Raw genomic sequence first — 21,311 nt, 5'->3', positions numbered from 1 at the left:
CTTTAACCTCGGAGAGCATGGTGCCCGTCAGTGAATGGCGACCGCTGCAGAAGCGTGCTTCGCTGCGGTGAAGCGGCCTCTAAGACCCACTCACGATTCGGTCAAACACTAAATTCAAAAAACTTTTCAACAGCCACACTCAAATGGCCAACAGAGCCACAATACATCGGACGCCATCACACCACCGCGCGTTAGCTGGTCCGGCCCGGCGTTTAGCCGTACTCCCCTCAGGTCAAACCCCAATCCTCGTAATGCGTCATTTTTGTGACGTATTATGACAGTTAAGCAACTGAATTTATCAGATTTTCTTAGTAAATAGAACCTAGCACGCACCCAAGACTGTACGGGAGCCCGAAGGTTTCCGACACAATCGGGGGCAAGATGTTCAACGATAATTCTAAGTTTTCCCGCGTTTTCGCGTCGCTCGAGACGCGGCTGATCGGTGCCCTTGCGCTTATTGTCGCGCTCACCGTCTTGCTGCAGGTCGTTACTCAGCGTGAAGCCTATGCCCTGCGTGAACAGAGCGCCGCACTGATCGTCTCGTCCGCTATCGCTGAAAACGCCGACCAGTTCGCAGATGCGGTCGATAAATTACGCATGGCGACCAATCGTGGACTCGTCGCAAGCGACGCGGGCGGCAGTAGCGACGAATTGACCGATCAGGCGATCGCAATCGGCGATCAACTGGGACGTCTGCGCAGCAGCGGCATCACGGCTTATGAAAGCCCGCAGGCAGTAAACCCGTTCGCCGAACTGGACCGGCACGTTGCAGAGATTCGCGAAATCCAGAAACACGGCGCTGCCAGCGTGCCGCTTGCCCTTCAGGTAGAGGCCCGCAATGCGGCAATGGCGGCCCTTGCCACACGGATCGTTGACAGAGCACATGCCCAGCGGCGAAACGCGCAGCGACTGCTGGCCGCCTCGGTAGGACGATGGCAAATGTTGGTTCTTATCACCGGCACAGTCACAATCCTTGTCGTGCTGCTCGCCCTTTTCGATATTACCCGCAACATCCTGCCTGCGATCCGCCGCATGCATGGCAACGTCCAGCGCCTTGCCGAAGGAGATCTCGACATCGAGATTGGCACGTTCCGCCTCAAGGAATTGCAGGCACTGTCCCGTCCACTGGAGACGTTTCGCCAGAACGCACGAGCGGTGAAGAATCTGGCCTTCAGCGACCCTGCCACCGGCATGCCCAACCGACGCGCCTTTCAGGAAGCTGTCGCAAAACTGCTGGCGGCAAGCGACGGGCGACGCTTCGCCTGCATGCTCGTCGATGTGGATCGCTTCAAGCATGTCAACGACGACTACGGCCATGCCGCAGGCGACGAACTTGTCCGGCTGATCGGCGAACGGATCAAGGCGCAGCTGGGCAAGGGCGGCATTGTGGCGCGGGTCGGCGGGGACGAGTTCGCCGCATGCATCCCCCTTGATCAACACACCCAAGGCATCGCCCACGCTTCGCGGATCGTCGATACGGTTCGCCCGTCTTTCTGCCTTGGCGGGTATGCGGTAGCTGTGACCTGCTCGATCGGTGTGGTCGATGTTACCGCCGGCCGTCACGATCATGAGGTGGACGACATTCTGCGCAATGCCGACATGGCGCTTTACGCATCGAAGAAAAGCGGCCGCAACAGCGCGACGGCTTTCGACCAGTCTATGGCGCAGGAACGTTCCGTCGATCGCGCGCTTGAGAAGGATCTTGAGTTCGCATTCGAGCGCAACCAATTGCGCATGGTCTACCAGCCGATCCACTCGGTCATCGACGATTCACAGGAAGTTGAAGCATTGGTGCGCTGGCGTCATCCGGAACTGGGGGATGTACCACCTTCAAGCTTCATTCCTGCAGCGGAGCGTAGCGGGCTCATGGTGCGGCTTGGTGAATGGATAATCGAACGCGCACTGGCCGATTTCGCGCACTGGCCAGACTTGCATCTCAGCATCAACCTGTCGCCCCTGCAGTTGCAGCACGATGGCTTCAGCGGCTTTCTGCTGGATGCCTGCAAGCGCCATGGCGTCACGCCGCATCGCCTGTTCCTTGAAGTTACCGAGTCGCTTTCGATAGAGCGCAACACGCGCGCACTGCTGACGCTTAACCTGCTGCGCACGCTGGGCTTTCGGATCGCGCTCGACGATTTCGGGACGGGCTATTCGTCGCTGTCGATGGTCAAGAGCTTCAAGTTCGACCGGATGAAGCTGGATCGCAGCCTTGTCATGGATCTTGGCCAGGATCCGGCGTCGGTGGCAGTGCTGGAAGCTGCCGTGACCATGGCCCGCCATGTCGGTGCCGAAGTGGTGGCGGAGGGGATCAGCGAAGCGCACCTGATCGGCGCGACGAAATCGGCCGGATGTACGCACCTTCAGGGCTATTACTATAGCAAGCCGATCGAGGCGGGCGAAGTGCCTGGCTACTTCGCGAACGCTCAGGACGATCTCGCGAAAGTCGCCTGAGCTTTACGATGACCCGGCGCCCCCTCAGGCTCGCGTGAAACGCCAGCGGTCGATGTCGCTTTCTTCTGCATCGAAGCGATAGCCATCGGCATCGAAGCCGCGCATTGCATCGATGTCGGTGATGTGATGCTCGCACATCCAGCGGGCCATCATCCCCCGCGCGCGCTTGGCGTTGAAGCTGATGAAACGGGGGCCATTGGGGCCGGGTTCGCGGAACTCCACCTCGATCACCCGGATACCGGCAAGGCGCCCGGAGACAGCTGCGAAGTATTCCTGGCTGGCGAGGTTGAGGATGACGCCGGATCCTTCCTCGGCCACCTGTTCGCGTAGATGGGCAGCGATGCGATCGCCCCACCAGTCGGTCAGGCTTTTGTGACGAGGCGCCCAGCGGGTACCCATTTCGAGGCGATAGGGCTTGATCGTGTCGAGCGGGCGCAGCAAGCCATAGAGGCCCGAGAGCATGCGCAGGTGATCCTGCGCGAAGGTGACGCCCGGCTCATCCAGCGTATGCGCCTCGAACCCGGTGTAAACGTCCCCGGCGAATGCGAACAGCGCCTGACGTTCCGGCAGGTCGGCAAAGTCGCGGAAGCGATCGGCGTTCAGCTTCGCCAGCCGCGGCGATATATGCATGAGTTCCGACAGGCGCTTTTGCGTCAGATTCGCTGCCGAACGCGCAAGGCCCGTAGCCTCCTCGACGAAGTGCGGGGTCGAGACGGCGAGCGGAGGAAGCTCACGCTCGAAGTCGAGCGTCTTGGCTGGGGACAGGAGGGCAATCATCGCGTCGTGCGGTAGCGGTGGCCGACAGGTGCGTCAAATACCGTTCAGTGCGAGGCATCCGCCAGCGGGCTGCGCGCTATGCGCCGCCGCTTTTCGCCGATCTCTTGCTTCGCCTTTTCGATCAGCTGAAGTTCGGTGACAGCCAACAGATCTTCGGACACGCGCATCAGGTGCGCACGCATGGCAGAGCGCGCCTGCTCGGAATCGCGCTGTACAAGCGCATCGTAAACACGGCGATGCTCGTCGGGCCGCGGGTTGATGCCCACCTGCCGCGCCTGTTCGAACATGTGGCGGCACAGCGGAGACTGTTCGCGCAAATCCCACAAGTGCTCGACGGTTTGGGCGACAAGCGAACTTTGCGTGCCCTCAGCGATGGCCATGTGGAACTGGCGGTCGAGCGCCAGTTCTTCCGCCGTCGCAGGGTCCAGAGCCTCCATCCGCGCGAGAATTTCACCAACGCGGGCCACTTCCTCGTCAGACATGACGGTGGCGGCAAGGCCGGCGGCCTCGCCCTCGAACATGATACGTGCTTCGATCAGTTCGAAGGCACCGACGTTGAGTTCCGCCGGGGTACGATCCGCCGGCATATCTTCCGTGACATAGACGCCCGAACCGTGGCGTACTTCCACCAGTTCGCGGATTTCAAGCGCGATCATCGCTTCGCGGATGGTGGGCCGGCTGACGTGGAACTGTTCGGCAAGGTCGCGCTCAGCGGGCAGACGACTGCCCGCCGCATATTGCCCGCTCCTGATCCCTTGTTCGATCTCGTGCGCCACGCGCTGGTAGAGTTTCAAGCGTTCCGCCATGCAACCTGAATGTCACAAGCAGCAGGCAGTCGCAAGATATCTTACCACTTCAAGTCGCGTAAGGCGCCTCTTCGTCAACAGCTGGGATGGCGCCGGGCCGCATGACATTCCAGCCTGCCAAACGATGCCCGACCAGAGCCGCTTGCGCCACTGGAACCCCCTGCATGCGCGCGGCAAGGTAGCCGCCGTTGAAGGCATCGCCTGCACCGCTGGTGTCGACAGGGCTCAGCGTGCTTGGCACCGGACAGGCAGAGCCGTCAGGCAGCAGGCAACCTTGCGCACCCAGCTTGACAAGCACTTCGCCGCACCCAAGGCGCTGCCAATGCGCCGCGACCGCCTGCGGCGAGGCCGCTCCGTCCAGCTGCGCCTCATCTTCGAAGGTCGGCAGGCCGATGTCGGCAAAAGCGATCGCCTTGTCCCGCATGTTCGCGGCAGCCTCGACCGATTCCCAAAGCCGTGGGCGGTAATTCCCGTCGAAGGCGACGATCCCTCCGTGATCGCGAACGCGCCCTGCCAGCCGCAACAGTTGCTGGCGCCCCGCTGCCGGCAGGATGGCCAGAGATATCAGGGAAAAGCACAGGAGATCGGCAGTCTCGGCCACATCCATCGCCTCGCTCACCGTTTCAAGTTCGAACAGCGCCCGTGCCGCGCTCGTCTCGCGCCAGTAGGTGAAGCTGCGTTCGCCCGAAAGGTCGGTAGTGATCGCGTAGAGCCCCGACTGTCGCGTGGGGTGCCGCAGGACGAGCCCGCAGTCGATCCCCTCCGCCGCCCATGCCTTGCACAGACCTGCGCTGAATGCGTCCTTACCAAGAGCCGTCATATAGGCAACGTCGTGCCCAAAGCGGGCAAGATGAACAGCCGTGTTCAGCGTATCGCCGCCGAACCCTACATTCCAACCCGCCGCCGGACCGGAGCCGGACAATTCAACCATCGCCTCGCCAAGACACACGATCCTTGCCATGGGACGGCTTTTTACCAATTCCACATCGTCCCGTCTTCCAGCCGGGCAACCGGCAGATAGGCGGGCTTGTAGGGATACTTGGCGGCCAGTTCCTCGTCGATGTCGACACCATGGCCGGGCGTTTCACCGCAGAAGAGTTCGCCTGCCTCGAAGTGGTAGTCATGAGGGAACACCGCGTCGGTTTCTTCGGTGTGGCGCATGTATTCCTGGATGCCGAAGTTCGGAACCCACGTGTCGAAATGCAGCGCGGTGCCCATCGTTACCGGCGACAAGTCGGTGGCGCCGTGGCTGCCGGTGCGGATCTGGTAGAGCGCGGCAAGATCGGCGATGCGGCGCAAATGCGTGACGCCGCCCGCGCTGACTATGGTGCAGCGGACATAGTCGATCAGCTGGTTCTGGATCAGATCCTTGGCATCCCAGATCGTATTGAAGATCTCGCCCACCGCCAGCGGAGTGACGGTGTGCTGACGGATCAGCTTGAACGCCTCCTGGTTCTCGGCAGGGGTAACGTCTTCCAGCCAGAACAGCTGGTAAGGCTCAAGCATCTTGCCAAGGTTGGCGGCTTCCTGCGGGGTGTAGCGGTGATGGCCGTCATGCAGCAGGTGATGATCGAAACCATACGTCTCGCGCAGCTTTTCGAACAGCTTGGGCACATAGTTCAGTGCCTTTCGCGTATCCCAGCCAGTGACCGAGGGAAGCGCCGCATCCGCCGGTTCGTAGAACAGCTTGCCACGGCCGACACCATAAGCATCCTTGATGCCCGGAACGCCGGTCTGCGCGCGGATCGCCTTGTAACCAAGATCGATGTACTGGCCGACCGCGTCGACGGTCTCGGCAATGTCGCTGCCGTTGGCATGGCCGTAGACCATTACGCCGTCGCGGCTGCGGCCGCCAAGCAGCTGGTAAAGCGGCATGCCTGCCATCTTGGCCTTGATATCCCACAGGGCCACATCGACAGCCGCGATCGCGCGCATGGTCACCGGGCCACGACGCCAGTAAGCCCCGCGATAGAGATACTGCCAGATATCTTCGATCCGGCGCGGGTCCATGCCGACGATGCAGGGAATGACGTGATCTTCGAGATACGCGACGACCGCCTTCTCACGCCCGTTCATGGTGGCGTCACCGATGCCGTAGACACCCTGATCGGTCATGATCTTGAGCGTCACGAAATTGCGACCGGGGCAGGTCACGATGACCTTGGCCGAAGTGATCTTCACTGGTGATCTCCCTTGAGAGCCGGGCGGACCCCTGCCCGCACTGACTCGCCTTCTTGCATCTTCATATTGGCCTTACCTCATTGATGCAATACGTCAGATGACTCCGAAATGTTGAAAAAAGACGCCGGACGATCTCGGAGACCGCCCGGCGAAGTCCTGCCGTCAGAGCAGGTTGGGAGAGCTTGTTCAGGGCGCAGGCGTAGCCCAGGTATCGGGGCCGACCTGGGCATTGCCATCGATCGTGAAATCCATCATCTGGCCGCCTGCTCCGGCATAGCCGGGCCACTGGGGCACGGTCTTGCCGTTGGGGTTGCCCGCCTTCACGAAGTTGGCGACGTAAGTCGCGATCGTGTGGCCCATTGCCTGATCGGCGGCGCGGGTTTTCGCGCCGTACTTGATGTCCACAGTGTCGAAGAAATAGGGCAGGTCGTCGGCGTGAATGGCGCCGTCGCTCTTGGGCGTGACCGCCGCATCGGAGACGTAGGAGAAACGATAGTACCACGTCGGCACGCCTTGCGCGGCGATGGTCCCCGCAAGGTCGCGCGCGCCCTTGATCATCATGCCATCTTTGCCGCCAAGGTCACCGCTGGTTGCGCCGATGATGGTCGGCACCTTTGCGAAGCGCCCCGCCTTGTAGGCCGCAGCCACATCTGCCGCTGCATCGCCCAGAGGAAACGGGGATGAGAACGTGCGCGGGCCACCCGTCAACACGGTGCCCAGCTTGATATCGCCAGTAACGTTCTTCGCGGAGATCGCCCGCAGCTTTGCCAGTGCCTGCGGATCGTTGGCGGCTACGCGCTCTGCCTTGGCAAAGGCCAGCCCGATCGCCTCGGCGTCCTTGAGGGTGGCAGTCTTGATCGCCGATCCACTGCCGCCTGACATGACGACCGCGCGCTGGAAGAGATCCTTGCCTTGGGTCGCCGGTGCGGTAACGAGGTTGTGTACCGACATGCCGCCCGCGCTTTCTCCCATGATAGTGATGTTATGCGGATCACCGCCGAAGGCAGCGACGTTGCGCTTGATCCACTCCATCGCCGCGATCTGGTCCATGAAACCATAGTTGGCGAGGCGGTTGCCATCCTCCCTGACTTTGGTCAGCGCCGGATGCGCGAAAGTCCCGAAGCGGCCGAGGCGGTAGTTGAAACTGACGACCATCACCCCCTGCTGCGCAAGGCGCGTACCCGTGTAGATCAGGCGTGAGGCCGAACCGTTCACGAAGCCGCCGCCATAGATCCACACCAGCACCGGCAGCTTCGTCGCCTCGCCCGAGGGGCGCCAGACGTTGACGTAGAGACAGTCCTCCGAAGGCGCCGAACCCGGCGGCAGCGGCACTGCGCTGTAGTTCTGCATGCAATCGTGGCCGTAAGCCGCGCCATTGCGCACGCCTTCCCACATCGCGGCAGGCTGCGGCGCGCGCCAGCGCAAGTCGCCCACCGGCGGCGCCGCGAAGGGGATCCCCTTGAACGCGGTCACGCCATCGGCATCTACGCCCGAGACCGTGCCCTGCTCGACCGTCACCAGCGGCGGAGGGACATCCTCGGCGTGGCCAGCGGAGGCGAGGGCCAGCAGGCCCAGCGTGATCGTCAACTTGTGCATAGTCATCTCCCGGTTGCGCGGATGCTCAGGAAGCGGGTTTGAACTCCAGCGACATGCCTGCCGCCTTGTTGGGCTGGAAGCCTTTCCACAAGCTGGCCGCCGGAGCGCCGGGGCTGTAGCCGGAGTAGCGCCCTCCGGGGGCATCGGCCCATTTTCCCGCGTTGGAATCCACCACCAGCCCGTCCATGTAGCCGGCCTTGGCCTCGTCTCCCTTGACCGTGCGGTCGAGAAAGGCGGTGATGAAATGCGCCTGCACCGCCAGCAAACGGTCCTTGCGCCAGACCGCATCCTCGAACCACTCGAAATCCCAGAACTTCGCGCGGGCTTCAGGCGGAGCGCCAGTCAGGGCGATGCTGTGTCCGGCCTCGCGGAAGGTCAGTAGATAGCGTGCGGCATGGATTTGCGCGTCGAACAGGCTGCGCACGCCGGGATCGTAACCGACCGCCCTGTCCTGACTGCCGACGATGTAGAGCGTGGGCGCGTTGATCGCCGCCACACCGGGCGCAGCCCATGGCTGCAGCCCCGGCGCTCCACCCGCAGGCGCGATCGCCACGACCGCTTTGAGATGGGGCACCTTGAGAGTACCGGCCTTTGCGCCGCCCTTTACGTAAGGCGCCAGCACGCCGCGCGTTCTGTCGGCCATGGCGGGATCTAGCGGCGCTCCTGCCGCTGTGAGCACGCCGTAGCCGCCCATCGAATAGCCAACCAGCGCCGTGCGGCTAATGTCAACGGCGGCGAAGACACCCTCTCCTCGCCCGGCCAGCCGCGCCACCTCTGACGCAACGAAGGCTATGTCTAGCGGGCGGCGAGAGAGCGGCCCTGCTCTTGCCGCATCGGTGCGGATGCTGATCGCCGGATCGCGGAAAGCGGGCGCGGCGACGATGTAGCCCTTGCTCGCAAGGTTCTCGCCCAGCCAGGCAAGCACTTCGGGGCTGTTGCTGTAACCGTGCGCGAGGATGACCAGCGGAAAGCGCCCTTTTGCGACGGGCACATTTTCTGCCGCCACGCCGGGGACGGTGAACGACACGTCCTCACCGTCTTCTCCGGGCAACGGCGCCTGATAAGTTATCGCGGGGCCGCCAGCACCTGCGGGATACCACAACCGAACCTTCAGATGGCGATCGACTGTCGCGGGTTTGTCAGTGCCGTGCAGCGGGTCAAGCTGGTCCGGCTGAACCAGCTCGATGCTGCTTGTGCCGACGGCAAGGCTGCCAAGCGCCGCAAGTTCCGGCGCATCTGGTCCGGGAATGGTGGGTGAGGCAGGAGCCTGTCCGGCAGCAATGGCCAGCGGAGCGGCAGCGGCAAGCATCAGAGGCAACAGCACGCGAAGCATCGTCATCTCCCTGGCAGAAGGCAGGAGGTGCGGACCTTGCGCTGCCCGCACCTCCCAACGAAATCGGGGGCGACCAGCGCCCCCGACCCTGCTTCAGAAATTCAGGTTGAACCGGACCCCGCCATAGCGGCGGAAATCACGCGGGAGGATCGCGTTGGCTGCTGCACTGTTTCCGAAGAAGCTCGCACGGTTGATGATGGTGGCGTAATACTGCTGATCGAACACGTTGTTGACGAAGGCCACCACTTCCCAGGCCTTGTCCTCGGCGCGCACGCCAATCCCAAGGTTGACGATATGGAAGGCATCCATCTGGGTCGCCGGATCATTGGCGTGGGTCGCGCTCTGGTACTGCCAACCGACCTGAGCGACACCACGCAAGGCGTCAGTCAATGCAGGCGTGAAGTCCGCGCTGGCCTGCAGGTTCCAGGTGGGCGAGGTCAGCCGCTCACCGGTCAGGTCCTGGCTCTTCACCGATCCTCCGGTGCAGCCCTGCGCCTCGGTCTGGCCGACGTAGCAGGCAGCGCCTTCAAACGAAGTGTACTTGGCATCAAGATAGGTGCCGGCCGCGCTCAGCGTCAGATCCTGCGCGGGACGCAGGAAGATTTCGGTTTCGATACCGCGCGTGCGCAGTCCGCCCACGTTGGTTAGGCGGAAGTACTGCGTGTCACCGATCGTTTCGATCTGCTGTGCCTGCAGGTTCTTGTACGTGGTGTTGAACAGCGTGACGTTGAGCGTGACGGCGCGGTCAAGGAACTGGCTACGCAGGCCCAGTTCCCAGTCCTTCGACGTTTCGGGCTTGATCGCCCCAGCCGCCGCACGGGTCGCGTTGAAGCCGGTGGACAAATCGTAGGTCTGGCCCTTGTAGCCGGTAGCAAAGGTGCCGAACATGCTGATATCAGGCGTAAATTCGTATCGGACACTGGCCTTGTAGGTATCGGCGGTGTCGCTGGCATTGCCCGACCAGTAGCCGTTGCCGTTGTAGATGTCGTTGAAGGTGTACGACACCTTCTCGTTCTGCAGGCGCGCGCCGCCGGTCAGCGTCAGGCCCTGCACCAGTTCCCAGTCCGCCTGCACGAAACCGGCGATCTGACGCTGCTTGGCAGTGGCGAACCACTGTGCCAGCGAGAATTCAGGGCCGCGATAGAACGGGCGGTTGAAGCTGGTATCGGCGAAGTAGACGCCAACGGTATAGCGGAACTTGTCCTCCGCAGGCGACTGCAGGCGCACTTCCTGCGTCACCATTTCGGAGTTGAAGGTGCCGCGCTCAATGTTGTTTCCGTCGATCGGAGCAACGGTCTGATCCTGGTCGACGAAATCGTGCAGCTTGAAACGGTCGTAGGACGTGATCGAAGTCAGCGTCATGTCGCCGATGCCGAATTCGCCGCGCAGGTAGCCGCCGTATCCGTGGTAGTCGGTGCCCGAATCGACATTGTCTACAACCTGCTGGTTGTTGGGACCGACCGTGATGCCGGGCAGCGCAACGTCGGCCGTGTACCCGGCCCGGCCGCGATAGAGCGCGCCGTCAGCCAGATTGATGAACGGCATGCCCGAATGGGTTTCGCCGTCGTTGTAGTTGGCCGCCAGCGTGATGGCGACGTCGCTGCTGGGCTCCCACTTCAGCTTGCCACGGAAGCTGGACGCCTTACGGCTGTTGACGTCCTTGTTCAGCGTGATGTTGCGGACATTGCCGTCCCACCACGAATAGCTGCCAGAGACGATGAAACCGAGGGTATCGGTGAGCGGGCCGGAAACGCTGAAGCTGCTGGCGACTTCATCGTCGCTGGTGACCTTGCCGTTGACGCGCATTTCAAGCGTGTCGGTGGGCCCGCGGGTGATGAGGTTGATGAGGCCCGCCGAAGCGGCCTTGCCGTAGAGCGTGCTCTGCGGACCGCGCAGCACTTCAAGGCGCTCCACGTCGGGCAGGTCGGTGAAGGCGCGTGCCTGGAAGGCCAGCGGCACTTCGTCGATCAGAACCGCGACGCTGGGCTCCACGCCGATGCCAAAGGCATAAGTGCCGACACCGCGCAGCGAAATGTTGGCGCTCTGCGGCTGCTGGGCCGGGTTGATGCGCAGCGAAGGCGCGACCTTGTAAAGATCCTGAAACCCGCTGACACCCGCCGTCTGAAGCTTGCCAGGCGCCACGACCGAGACGGCCAGCGGCACTTCCTGCACGCTTTCGGAGCGCTTGTTGGCGGTCACGATGATGTCGCCGCCATAGTTGTCAGCCGCCGCACTTGCCTGCGCGGGAGCCGTCGCATCTTGTGCCATTGCAGGCACGGCGAACGCGCCGGCGCCCGCAATGATCGTGGTTGCGCAGAGGTGATGCCAAAGTTTCATCTATTTTCTCCTCCCCTTCGTCCAGCGAAGGTCATCCCAGCGGCTTTTTCAGCCTGTGGTCAGCGGATTATCAACTGACCTTACCAATAGCAATAAATGTTTTGCTCTATTCGTATAATTTGTCTCAAAGCGGTACGCTGCCAAACGCGATCACGCGTAGGATCCCCCGGACGCGCGGGCATCCAGGAGAGCATACAACCAATATATTATCGTGTTTTCATAGGGCTAGGCACCGCCAAGCCACGTGTTGACCAGTATCCTGCGCGGTCAGGCCACCGTGATGCGAACGGCCTTACGTCCGTCATGCTCGAATGCCGTGCAGGCATAGCCATCCACCGTCAGCTTTCGCGAATCGCCGGGTGGAAGAAGCAGCGTGATCGTTTCGTCCCCAAAGACGCCTCTGCCGCTTCGTGCCAAGGTCACGGTAACGGCGTCCGGAGTGGCGCGGCAAGTGCCGCTCCACACGTCGGCATCGCCGTATCCTTCGCCGTCGTCTTCGTGGAAAGACCATTCGGCAGCTTCCCCGCGCGTCGGCGGGAACAGCCAGAGGCCGCGCTCGAAGACGCCCGGCTTTACACCGCCAGAGGCAAGATTGACCGGAATAGCGCTCCCCGCACGTGCCAGCACCGGCGGCAAACCCTCCAGGGGCGCCGCAAGAGTTACGGCCTCGCCGCCCGAACGGACAGCGCCGGTCCAGGGATCGATCCAGTCGGCCGCCGCCGGCAACGTCGCCTCAACGGTTTCCACACCCTCTTCGCAGGCAAGAACGACCAGGAGGTCACGGCCCAGCAGATGCGTGTCATCGTCCTTCCAGGCGGCCGCGTCTTCGGGGAAGTCCAGCCATAGGGGGCGCGAAACCGGCTCGTAATCGCGATGATAGCGCCACAACAGGTCCGAAAAGTACGGAATCAGCGTCTGGCGCAGCGCCATCAGGCGGCGCATGGCGGGCAGCTGTTCCGGGTACATCCAAGGCTCATTGACGCTGGCGTCATCGTTCCAGCTATGGATCGAGAAGCGCGGCATCAGTACGCCCGCCTGCACCCAGCGCAGGAACAGTTCCGGTTCGGGCTTGCGGCCCGCGAAGCCCCCCACGTCATGCCCGCTGTTGGACACACCCGAAAGCGCCAGCCCCAACCCCATCTTGGCGTTATAGCGGATCGTCTTCCAGTCAGTGCGGTTATCGCCCGTCCACGTCTGCGCATAGCGGTGGAGCCCCGCCATGCCGCTGCGCGACACCACATAAGGGCGCCGCGCGCCATCATGTTCCACCTGAGCCCGCCGCGAGGCACGCATCATCAACAGAGACTGCAGCGGCCGCGCCTCGGCAGCCGGTCGGGGGGAGCCGAAGAAATCGAACAGCGCCCGCCGATCCCACACGCCATATTCGTTGTTGTCGTTCCAAGTCGAACGGATGCCGTAGTCCAGCAACGCCTCCTTCACTTGCGCCCGCCACCAGGCCGCGCCTTCCGGCTTGGTCAGGTCGATGAACGAGCCCAGTTCATCCCAGAACTGCACCTCTGTCGGCGTACCATCCGCATCGGCGACCAGCAGGCCCGCCTCGGCCAGTTCGGCAAAACGCGGATGATCGCGCAGGAACGCAGGCTTGATGTTGGGTACGAGTTCGATCCCCGCCGCGCGGTATCCCTCGACGAAGGCGGCGGGATCGGGGAACTTGTCGCGGTTCCAGTTGAAAACGTACCGCTTCGGCCCGATCGAGGTGTAGCCCGAAGACAAGTGGAACGAGGTGCAGCCGATGTCGTGCTCCTCCAGCTTGTCCACGAAGTCCTGCATCCGCGCCTGCGCATCGGGGGCGTCGGTATAGGTCATCGTCGAGCCGGAATAGCCCAGCGCCCAGCGCGGCATCAGCGCGGGGCGGCCGGTCAGCCAGGTGAACCGGCGCGTCACCGCCAGCGCATCCGGCCCGGCGATCATGTAGAGGTCAAGGTCACCACTTTCCGCCACTACAGAGCGGTAATGGCCGTGGTAGTTGTCCAGTTCCTCGCCCAGATCGACGGTCACGTCGGCCATTATGTCGTAGAACGCACCATGGCACACGTTCTGCGCATCGGCGACGAGCAGGTAGGGGATCGTCTTGTAGAGCGGGTCCGAACTCTGCGCGTCGTAGCCCATCGGGTCGAGGTTGGTCATGCGCAGCCGACGCCCTGCCCGGTCCATGCCGCCCGAACGCTCGCCCAGCCCGTAGTAGCGCTCCCCCGCCGGACGCGCGACGTAGTGAGCAACGCGCCCGTCCCACCAGCCGAAGTCGTAGCTTTGGGTGGGGCGGTCGGCCATCATCAGCTGCCAACCGTCGCCAAAGCGCTGCTCCCAGCGGCAGTGGAAACCGTCGAGGCGGATGGTCAGGCGCATGTGCGCTGTCTCGATGACCAGCGTGCCGCCTGTTTCGTCAAGGCGGTAGTCGGGGCAGGCGAAGCCCTCCACGCTCATGCGATCGCGGCCGGGTTCAGCGACGTCCTCTGCACCGGGCGCGACAGCCCAGCTGGGCGGCCCCTTCACACTGCCTTCGGGCAGCAGAAGCAGGCGCACAACGTCCTCCTCCAGCACGAAAACGTGCGCCACGGCAGACGTGTCGCTGCGCAGGGTTACACGGCCGGTATCGCGCTCGGCGACGTGGAACAGCGGCGGGCGGGAGAGGGTCGCTTGACGCATGAACTTACTCCGAAACGGCAGGGCGCAGGCGGCCGATCATGGCGATCAGCACGGCGGCGCCGACAAGGTCGAAAACCGAAAGACAGGCGAACAGCGGCGCATAGCCCACGCTGTCGGCCAGTTGTCCGATCAGCAGCGAGAACAGCAGCCCGCCCAGCCAGCCCGCCTGTCCGACGAAGCCATTGGCGGTGCCCACTTCCTCGGGCGAGAAAACGTCAGCGCTCAGCGTGTTGATGAGCACCGAAATGATCTGGTGCGCGAAGCCGCCGATACAGAACAGAGCGATCGCGGTATAAGGATCGGCGGCAAGACCGATGCAGCCCGGCGCGATCATCAGAACGGCGGCAAGGCTGATCGCGGTAACGCGTGAGGGGATGAGGCTCATCCCGAAGCGCTTCATGAAGAACGGGGAAAGATAGCCACCCAGCACCCCGCCAAGATCCGCAGCAAGGAACGGCAACCAGGCGAACATCGCGATCTGCTTGATGTCCATCCCGCGTTCGTGCGCGAGATAGAGCGGAATCCAGAAGCTGAAAGTCTGCCAGGCCGGCTCCGCCAGGAAGCGCGGGATGGCGATCGACCAGAAGCGCGGGCTGGACACGATCTCTTTCGCGGAGGCGCGCCGGGCGGGCACGAGCGGGCGATCATGCTCGATATAAGCACGCTCTTCAGGGGTGATCGCCCAGTGCTTTTGCGGAGACCGATAAAGGCGATACCAGCCATAGGCCCAGAACAGGCCTACGCCGCCGGTGACGAGAAAGGCCGCACGCCAGTCCGCCGCAAGCGAGACGGCGATGACCAGCGGCGGCGCGATCAGCGCGCCCAGCGAGGTGCCCGCATTGAACCAGCCGGTGGCGACCGAGCGCTCCTTTGCGGGGAACCATTCAGCGATGGCCTTCATGCCCGAGGGAATCGCCGCAGCCTCGCTCATACCCAGCAAACCGCGGAAGAAGGCCAGCCCCATCCAGCCGCCAGCGAAAGCGTGGGCCATGTTGGCAAGCGACCATGCTGCGGCGAAAAGCGCGAAACCGACCTGCAGGCCCACTCGATCAACGATCCAGCCGCATACGGGCTGCATCACGGTGTAGGCCAACTGAAAGGCACCGACGATGTAGCTATACTGCTCGGTGGAGATGTGCAGCACGTTCGTCAGTTCGGGAGCCAGTGCGCCCAGCGAATTGCGAGCGAGGTAGTTGAGGATCGTGCCCACGCAGATCAGCGCGACGATCCACCAGCGCAAGTGACGCACGGTTCTCACCGCCCCGCTCCCTTGGCCCGCGTCCGGTTTCCGACCGCCTTCATGCTCTGTCTCCCAAGATTCTTATCGTTGATTAGTCGCGGAAAACCGCCATGTCCAGAGAGGTCTTACCATTCTGGACAAGCCAAATTATGACCACTCTGCAAGGTGGTCGTCGAGCGCGGATTCGACCGAATTGTCGAGTTTCAAGCCCAGTTTGGAGCGCCTGAACAGCACATCGCGGCCAGTGCGTGCCCATTCGTGGCGCGCCAGATAATCAACCTCGGCGGCATAAAGGTCGCCGCCGAAGTGGTGGCCGAGTCCCTCCAGATCGTGCGCATCCTCCAGCAAGGTGGTGACGCGAGTGCCGTAGGCACGGGCAAGGCGGCGAAGGAGGGCGACGGGCAGATTCGGGCGGTCGGCGATCAGGGCGGCGGCGAAGCGCTCGAAGTCCGCATCGGGCATGTCGCCACCGGGCAACGTGGCCGCGGCGGTCCAGGCGCCGGATTTGGGTGAGAGCAGCGGGGCCAGCTTTTCCAGCGCGTGCTCCGCCAGCTTGCGATAAGTGGTGATCTTGCCGCCAAAGATGTTGAGCATCGGCGCGCGGCCATCTTCTGCGTCAAGATCAAGCACATAGTCGCGGGTCACTGCCGATGCGCTGCTGGCGCGATCATCGTAGAGCGGCCGGATGCCGGCATAGCTCCAGACAAGATCGCCCTCGCCCACCGGACGGGTGAAGTAGCGGGCCACCGTATCGAGGAGATAGCGCGTCTCCGCCGCCGAGATCGCGGCGGCGCCGGGAGCTTCGTTCCAGGCTTCGTCAGTGGTGCCGACAAGGGTGAATTCGCCCTGATAGGGAATCGCGAAAACCACGCGTTTGTCGGGGTTTTGCAGCAGGAATGCATGGTCGCCTTCGTATAGGCGCGGGACCACGATATGGCTGCCCTTGATCAGCCGCACTCCACGATCGCTGCGGCCATCGGGGACGCGGGCGATCACGTCCGCCACCCACGGCCCGGCGGCGTTCACGAGGGCGCGGGCGCGGACTTTGTGCTCCCCTTGCGCGTCGGAAATCTTCGCGGTCCACAGGCCGTCGGCGCGCTCTGCGGAGACGAGGCGGGTGCGGGTGCGGATGCGGGCGCCGCGGGCTTCGGCGTCCATTGCGTTGAGCACGACGAGCCGGCTGTCTTCTACCCAGCAGTCCGAATAGACGAATGCTTTTGCCCCGGATTTCAGTCCGTTACCGCACGGATCGCGGTCCAGCTGCGGGATCGTGCGGGTGGCGGGGAGCACCTTGCGGCCGCCGAGATGATCGTAAAGGAACAGGCCCAGCCGCACCAGCCAGGCGGGGCGCAGACTGTTGACTTGCGGCAGGACGAACGACAGCGGCCAGATGATGTGCGGCGCCATGGAGAGCAGCCGTTCGCGCTCTATCAGGGCTTCGCGCACGAGCCGGAATTCGCCGTATTCAAGGTAGCGCAGGCCCCCGTGGATCAGCTTCGTGCTGGCCGAGGAAGTGTGCTGGGCAAGGTCTTCCTTCTCCACCAGCAGCACCGAAAGTCCGCGCCCTGCGGCGTCACGGGCGATCCCCGCGCCATTGATTCCGCCGCCGACGACGAGCAGATCGTAGGTGCACTCAACGGCACCTAACGGCACCCAAGCGGCACCCAGCGGCACCGAACTGTCCGAAGAAGGCATTCGACATCCTCTTTCCGGGCACCGCCTCGTTTTGGGCGCCCCGCTCAGGCGATTGACGTCCCGCTCTATATGAGTAGTAGATTGGCCTTACCAGAAGAAAAATATCTTCCCGAAGTCAACTGACCTCAATGCCGCGTGGAGAGATGTCCAGTGTCAGCCGATTCCTACGTCCTTGCCATCGACCAAGGCACCACATCCACACGCAGCATCGTCTTCGATGCGCAAGGGCATCCCCTGGCCACCGCGCAGCGCGAATTCGCACAGCACTATCCCGAAGACGGCTGGGTGGAACATGACCCCCATGATATCTGGCGCGATGTCATCGCCACCGTGGGCGAGGCCATTGCGCTGGCCGGCATCACCGCCGCCGATCTTGCCGCCATCGGCATCACCAACCAGCGCGAAACGGTGGTGGTCTGGGATCGCACCACCGGAGAACCGATCCACCGCGCCATCGTCTGGCAGGACCGGCGCACGGCCCGCACTTGCGCGCAACTGCGCGAGGCCGGGCACGAGGCCATGGTGCGCGAACGCACCGGCCTGCTGCTCGATCCGTATTTTTCGGGCACGAAGGTCGCCTGGATTCTGGACGCGGTGGACGGCGCCCGCCAACGGGCGGAACGCGGCGAACTGGCGTTCGGGACGATCGACAGCTTCCTGCTCTGGCGGCTGACCGGCGGAGAGGTCCACGCCACTGACGTCACCAACGCGGGCCGCACCCTGCTTTACGATATCCACGCCCAGCGCTGGGACGAAGACCTCTGCGCCCTGCTGCGCGTACCCATGGCGATGCTGCCGCAAGTGGAGGACAGCAGCCATATCTTCGGCCAGACGCTGCCCGAACTGTTCGGCGCGCCGGTAACGCTGGCGGGCATCGCCGGGGACCAGCAGGCGGCGCTGGTAGGACAGGCGTGTTTCGCACCCGGCACCGTCAAGTCGACTTACGGCACCGGCTGCTTCGTCCTGCTTAACACCGGCGAGACTGCCGTGAAGTCTGCCCACGGCATGCTGACGACGCCCGCCTACCGCATCGGCGGGCGGATGACCTATGCGCTGGAAGGATCGATCTTCGCGGCGGGGGCGGCCGTGAAATGGCTGCGCGACGGCCTTGGCATCATCACCCACGCCCGCCAGACCGACGACATGGCAACGCGCATCGCCGACAACCACGGCGTCTACATGGTCCCTGCCTTCGTCGGCCTTGGCGCGCCGCACTGGGACCCGGATGCCCGCGGCACGATCGTTGGCCTGACGTTCGATACGGAACCCGCGCACCTTGCCCGCGCCGCGCTGGAGGCGGTCGCCTATCAGACGCTGGACCTGATCGAAGCGATGATCGCGGATGGCGGCGCGGTTCCGTCCGCAATCCGCGTTGACGGCGGCATGGCCGCCAATGCCTGGCTGTGTCAGTTCCTGGCGGACGTGCTGCGCATCCCGGTGGAGCGCCCCGCGCACCTTGAAACCACCGCACTGGGCGCAGCCTTCCTTGCCGGGCTGGCGGTGGGCGTCTGGCCGGATACCGATGCCATCGCTTCTGCCCGCAAGGAAAAGACCTGCTATCACCCCGCCATGGCCGACGATGTTCGCGATCGCCTGCTGTCGGGCTGGCGGCGCGCACTGGCAGCGACCACCGTCAGGATGTGACGGGAACCGACGGCAGCGCCGGTAGGAATACCCCTCCCCCGACAAACCGGGGGAGGGGCAGGGGCAGGGGCAGGGGCGTGATCAGAACCCGAAACGGATGCGGATGCCGCCGTTGCGCTTGACCGGCATGGACAGGACAACCGCATTGCCGCCCAGCAGGCTGGTGGTGGACTGCACGCCGGTGTAGCTCTTGTCGTTGAACACGTTGTTCACGAAAAGCTGCACGTCCAGGTTCTCGCTGCCGATCCCGGTGCGCAGGTTCACCTTGTTGGCATCGCCGATCCACGAGATGTTCTCATAAGTCGTGTAGATACGGCTGCGGTGTGCATAGTCGCCGCGCACGAACCAGCGATAGCCATCGCCGATATCAACGCCGTATTCCGCGCCGATATTGCTGGTGAAGACCGGCGCCGCCGGGTTCTGCGCCCCTGCCGCCACGGTCGAATTGCCGGTGATCGCAACGCATGATGCGCAAGGGATCGCGGTATCCAGTTCCACCTTGTTGTAACCGGCGTTGAAGTTGATCGACAGCGCGTTCGTCACCTTGAGGTTGCCCTCGATCTCGGCGCCCTTCACCGTGCTGCGGCCGCTGTTCTGCGTCACGCCCACGCCGATGTCGCTGGCACCCGGCGTCGCGTTGGGCACCTGGATGCTGTTGGTGATCGCCTGGTCCTTCCACTTGGCGTAGAAGACCGCCGCGCTGAACGAGAACACTTGCGCGATAGTGCCCTTGAGGCCCAGTTCGTAGTTGTCGATGATCGCCGGCTTGTAGATGTTGGTGACCGACGCCCGCTCTTCCAGATAGGCGCGCTGCTCCGCCGTCAGCGGCAGGACCGAAAGGTTGAAGCCGCCCTTGTTCATGCCGCGCGAATAAGTGGCATAGCCCATGAGATCGGGCGTGAACTTGTACTGCGCCGAAACGCGGGGCACGAACCGGCGGTACTTGCCGCTGGTCCGCAGCGTCTGCGGATTGCGGAAATAGACCTTCAGCTCCTCCTCGATATAGCGCCCTTCCGCGTTCAGCGTGAACTGCGGCGAGAAATCGTAGGATAGGCTGCCGAACACGCTCTTGTCGACCAGCGTGTTGAGCGACCCGTCACCGAAAACCTGGATGGTGTTGGGATAGAGCGCCACGGTGTAGCTGCGGTTGCTGACCTTGAAATAGTTGGCGCCCACCATCCAGCGCAGCGGCTGATTGGAACCCGACGTTGCCCGGAATTCCTGGCTTACGGCGCGCTGCTTGTACATCGCCATAGTCGGATAGTTGATGAACGGATCGCCCACAAAGCCGGGGATCGTCGATACCGTGGTGTTGGGCATGTCGCTGGTATCGCGCCCATCCAGGTCCTGATTGCTCTGGATGCGGGTCTTGTTGTAGCCGGTCAGCGAAGACAGCACGATATCGGTGCCGGGGATCGTGAAATCCACCGCAAGGTTGGTCACGATCTCGCGGCGCTCAAGCCCGGCGTGGTCGTTGATCGCCTTGTAGGTCGGGTTGAGGATGCCCAGCGAATTGTTGACGACCTGGTCGATGAATGCAGGCGTCGCCGGGTTCTGGCCCATCTGGCTGGTCGGGAACTGCGGGATCTTGCCGCAGTAGAAGTTGTTCACGCCGGTCGGCGCCGCGCCTGCGTTGCAGTTGAACGTGTTGACCGGCAGGCGGCTGGAAAAGCCCGCCGCGCCCGCGCCGTCATGATCTTCCAGATACATGCCGAACGCCTTCAGGCGCAGGCCGTCGAACGGCTTGATGACCAGCGTGCCGTTGATCGTCTCGGTCTGCTGCGCGCCGAGGCGGCTGCCGTCATAGGGGTTGGTGTACTGCCCGTCGAAGCCATAGCGGCGGCCGCCGATGCGCAGGCCGATGGCATCCTTGACGATCGGCAGTTCGATATTCGCCTTGATGTCATACAGCGAATAGCTGCCCAGTGTGCCATCGAAGTTCCAGCGGAACGCATCGCCCGGATCGCGCGTCACCACATTGATCGCGCCCGCAAAGGACTGGCGGCCGAAGGCGGCGCTCTGCGGGCCTTTCAGCACTTCGACGCGGGACACTTCGTTGCCCAGGTTGTTGATGACGTCGAAGTTGACCGGGGTGCCGTCAAGGAACACCGAGACGGTCGGGTTCAGCGGATCGGAAATGCCGCGAATGGTGATCTGGCTGTAGCTGCGATCGACGCGGCCGGAACTGGTCTGCTGCGCATAGAGCCCCGGCGTGAATGCCTGCAGGTCCAGCACGTTGTTGACGTTGAGCTTGGCGAGGTTGGCCGCGGTCATCACCGACAGCGTCACCGGGGTCTCCAGCAACGATTCCTCACGCCGACGAGCGGTGACCATGATCACCCCGCCGTCCGTGCCTGCCTCGGCCTGCGGAGCGGCGGAAACCGGCGCTTCCTGCGCGTGAACGGCGGGTGCAGCCGCCAGCGCGAGCATCATGGCGCTGCAACATGCGCCAAAGTCATAGCACTTTGTTTTCGATCGCATCGAAAAATTCTCCCTGTTGTAGAAATCCGGGCGCGGATGAACTTCAATTCATCGGCTGCTTCCGAACGGGAGGCTTTCATTATAAAAGTGGATATTCAATTGA

General features: G+C 63.2%; 13 protein-coding genes. 2 read left to right on the top strand and 11 right to left on the bottom strand.

Annotated features, from left to right (window positions below; all coding sequences use genetic code 11):
- Positions 1–381 precede the first annotated feature (381 nt).
- A complete protein-coding gene (locus A8V01_RS19095; protein WP_103097887.1) occupies positions 382–2,451 on the top strand; it encodes a putative bifunctional diguanylate cyclase/phosphodiesterase in 2,070 nt (689 codons plus the stop codon).
- 24 nt (positions 2,452–2,475) lie between these two features.
- Here A8V01_RS19095 and yaaA read toward each other — a convergent pair whose 3' ends face one another.
- The 10 genes from yaaA to glpD form a co-directional block, all read right to left on the bottom strand.
- On the bottom strand, positions 2,476–3,228 hold the full coding sequence (gene yaaA / locus A8V01_RS19090; RefSeq protein ID WP_103097886.1) for a peroxide stress protein YaaA: 753 nt from the start codon (positions 3,226–3,228) through the stop codon (positions 2,476–2,478).
- 44 nt (positions 3,229–3,272) lie between these two features.
- On the bottom strand, positions 3,273–4,022 hold the full coding sequence (locus A8V01_RS19085) for a FadR/GntR family transcriptional regulator (RefSeq protein WP_342747401.1): 750 nt from the start codon (positions 4,020–4,022) through the stop codon (positions 3,273–3,275).
- A gap of 61 nt (positions 4,023–4,083) precedes the next feature.
- The gene (locus A8V01_RS19080) at positions 4,084–4,995 is read right to left on the bottom strand and encodes a sugar kinase (RefSeq protein WP_103097884.1); all 912 of its coding nucleotides are present in this window, start codon (positions 4,993–4,995) and stop codon (positions 4,084–4,086) included.
- 11 nt (positions 4,996–5,006) lie between these two features.
- A complete protein-coding gene (gene manD / locus A8V01_RS19075) occupies positions 5,007–6,215 on the bottom strand; it encodes a D-mannonate dehydratase ManD (protein ID WP_103097883.1) in 1,209 nt (402 codons plus the stop codon).
- Positions 6,216–6,401: 186 nt separating this feature from the next.
- Positions 6,402–7,811, bottom strand: coding sequence for a carboxylesterase/lipase family protein (locus A8V01_RS19070; protein WP_170065992.1), 1,410 nt, complete (start codon positions 7,809–7,811; stop codon positions 6,402–6,404).
- 25 nt (positions 7,812–7,836) lie between these two features.
- Positions 7,837–9,150, bottom strand: coding sequence for an alpha/beta hydrolase family protein (locus A8V01_RS19065; protein WP_103097881.1), 1,314 nt, complete (start codon positions 9,148–9,150; stop codon positions 7,837–7,839).
- A gap of 87 nt (positions 9,151–9,237) precedes the next feature.
- Positions 9,238–11,481, bottom strand: a complete 2,244-nt coding sequence (locus tag A8V01_RS19060; RefSeq protein ID WP_103097880.1) for a TonB-dependent receptor — start codon at positions 11,479–11,481, stop codon at positions 9,238–9,240.
- A 267-nt stretch (positions 11,482–11,748) separates the two neighbouring features.
- Entirely contained in the window at positions 11,749–14,148 is a 2,400-nt protein-coding gene (locus tag A8V01_RS19055) for a glycoside hydrolase family 31 protein (RefSeq protein ID WP_103097879.1), read from the bottom strand.
- 4 nt (positions 14,149–14,152) lie between these two features.
- The gene (locus A8V01_RS19050; protein ID WP_103097878.1) at positions 14,153–15,406 is read right to left on the bottom strand and encodes an MFS transporter; all 1,254 of its coding nucleotides are present in this window, start codon (positions 15,404–15,406) and stop codon (positions 14,153–14,155) included.
- Positions 15,407–15,535: 129 nt separating this feature from the next.
- Entirely contained in the window at positions 15,536–17,083 is a 1,548-nt protein-coding gene (glpD, locus tag A8V01_RS19045) for a glycerol-3-phosphate dehydrogenase (protein WP_103097877.1), read from the bottom strand.
- 150 nt (positions 17,084–17,233) lie between these two features.
- On the opposite strand from glpD, the gene glpK reads away from it, so the two are divergent.
- A complete protein-coding gene (gene glpK, locus A8V01_RS19040; RefSeq protein ID WP_103097876.1) occupies positions 17,234–18,727 on the top strand; it encodes a glycerol kinase GlpK in 1,494 nt (497 codons plus the stop codon).
- An 81-nt stretch (positions 18,728–18,808) separates the two neighbouring features.
- Here glpK and A8V01_RS19035 read toward each other — a convergent pair whose 3' ends face one another.
- Positions 18,809–21,208, bottom strand: coding sequence for a TonB-dependent receptor (locus A8V01_RS19035; protein ID WP_103097875.1), 2,400 nt, complete (start codon positions 21,206–21,208; stop codon positions 18,809–18,811).
- Positions 21,209–21,311 lie beyond the last annotated feature (103 nt).

It is taken from the genome of Novosphingobium guangzhouense, assembly GCF_002896965.1.
Classification (GTDB): Bacteria; Pseudomonadota; Alphaproteobacteria; order Sphingomonadales; family Sphingomonadaceae; genus Novosphingobium; species Novosphingobium guangzhouense.
Note: the sequence above shows the minus strand (reverse complement) of the source record. Positions and strands in the feature narration are given on the sequence as shown.

Bases quoted from the DNA above. Each gene is read 5' to 3' on its own strand.
- yaaA (WP_103097886.1), bottom strand. From the start codon at position 3,228: ATGATTGCCCTCCTGTCCCCAGCCAAGACGCTCGACTTCGAGCGTGAG.
- glpD (WP_103097877.1), bottom strand. From the start codon at position 17,083: ATGCCTTCTTCGGACAGTTCGGTGCCGCTGGGTGCCGCTTGGGTGCCG.
- A8V01_RS19065 (WP_103097881.1), bottom strand. From the start codon at position 9,150: ATGACGATGCTTCGCGTGCTGTTGCCTCTGATGCTTGCCGCTGCCGCT.
- A8V01_RS19035 (WP_103097875.1), bottom strand. From the start codon at position 21,208: ATGCGATCGAAAACAAAGTGCTATGACTTTGGCGCATGTTGCAGCGCC.
- A8V01_RS19070 (WP_170065992.1), bottom strand. From the start codon at position 7,811: ATGCACAAGTTGACGATCACGCTGGGCCTGCTGGCCCTCGCCTCCGCT.
- A8V01_RS19060 (WP_103097880.1), bottom strand. From the start codon at position 11,481: ATGAAACTTTGGCATCACCTCTGCGCAACCACGATCATTGCGGGCGCC.
- A8V01_RS19055 (WP_103097879.1), bottom strand. From the start codon at position 14,148: ATGCGTCAAGCGACCCTCTCCCGCCCGCCGCTGTTCCACGTCGCCGAG.
- A8V01_RS19095 (WP_103097887.1), top strand. From the start codon at position 382: ATGTTCAACGATAATTCTAAGTTTTCCCGCGTTTTCGCGTCGCTCGAG.
- A8V01_RS19080 (WP_103097884.1), bottom strand. From the start codon at position 4,995: ATGGCAAGGATCGTGTGTCTTGGCGAGGCGATGGTTGAATTGTCCGGC.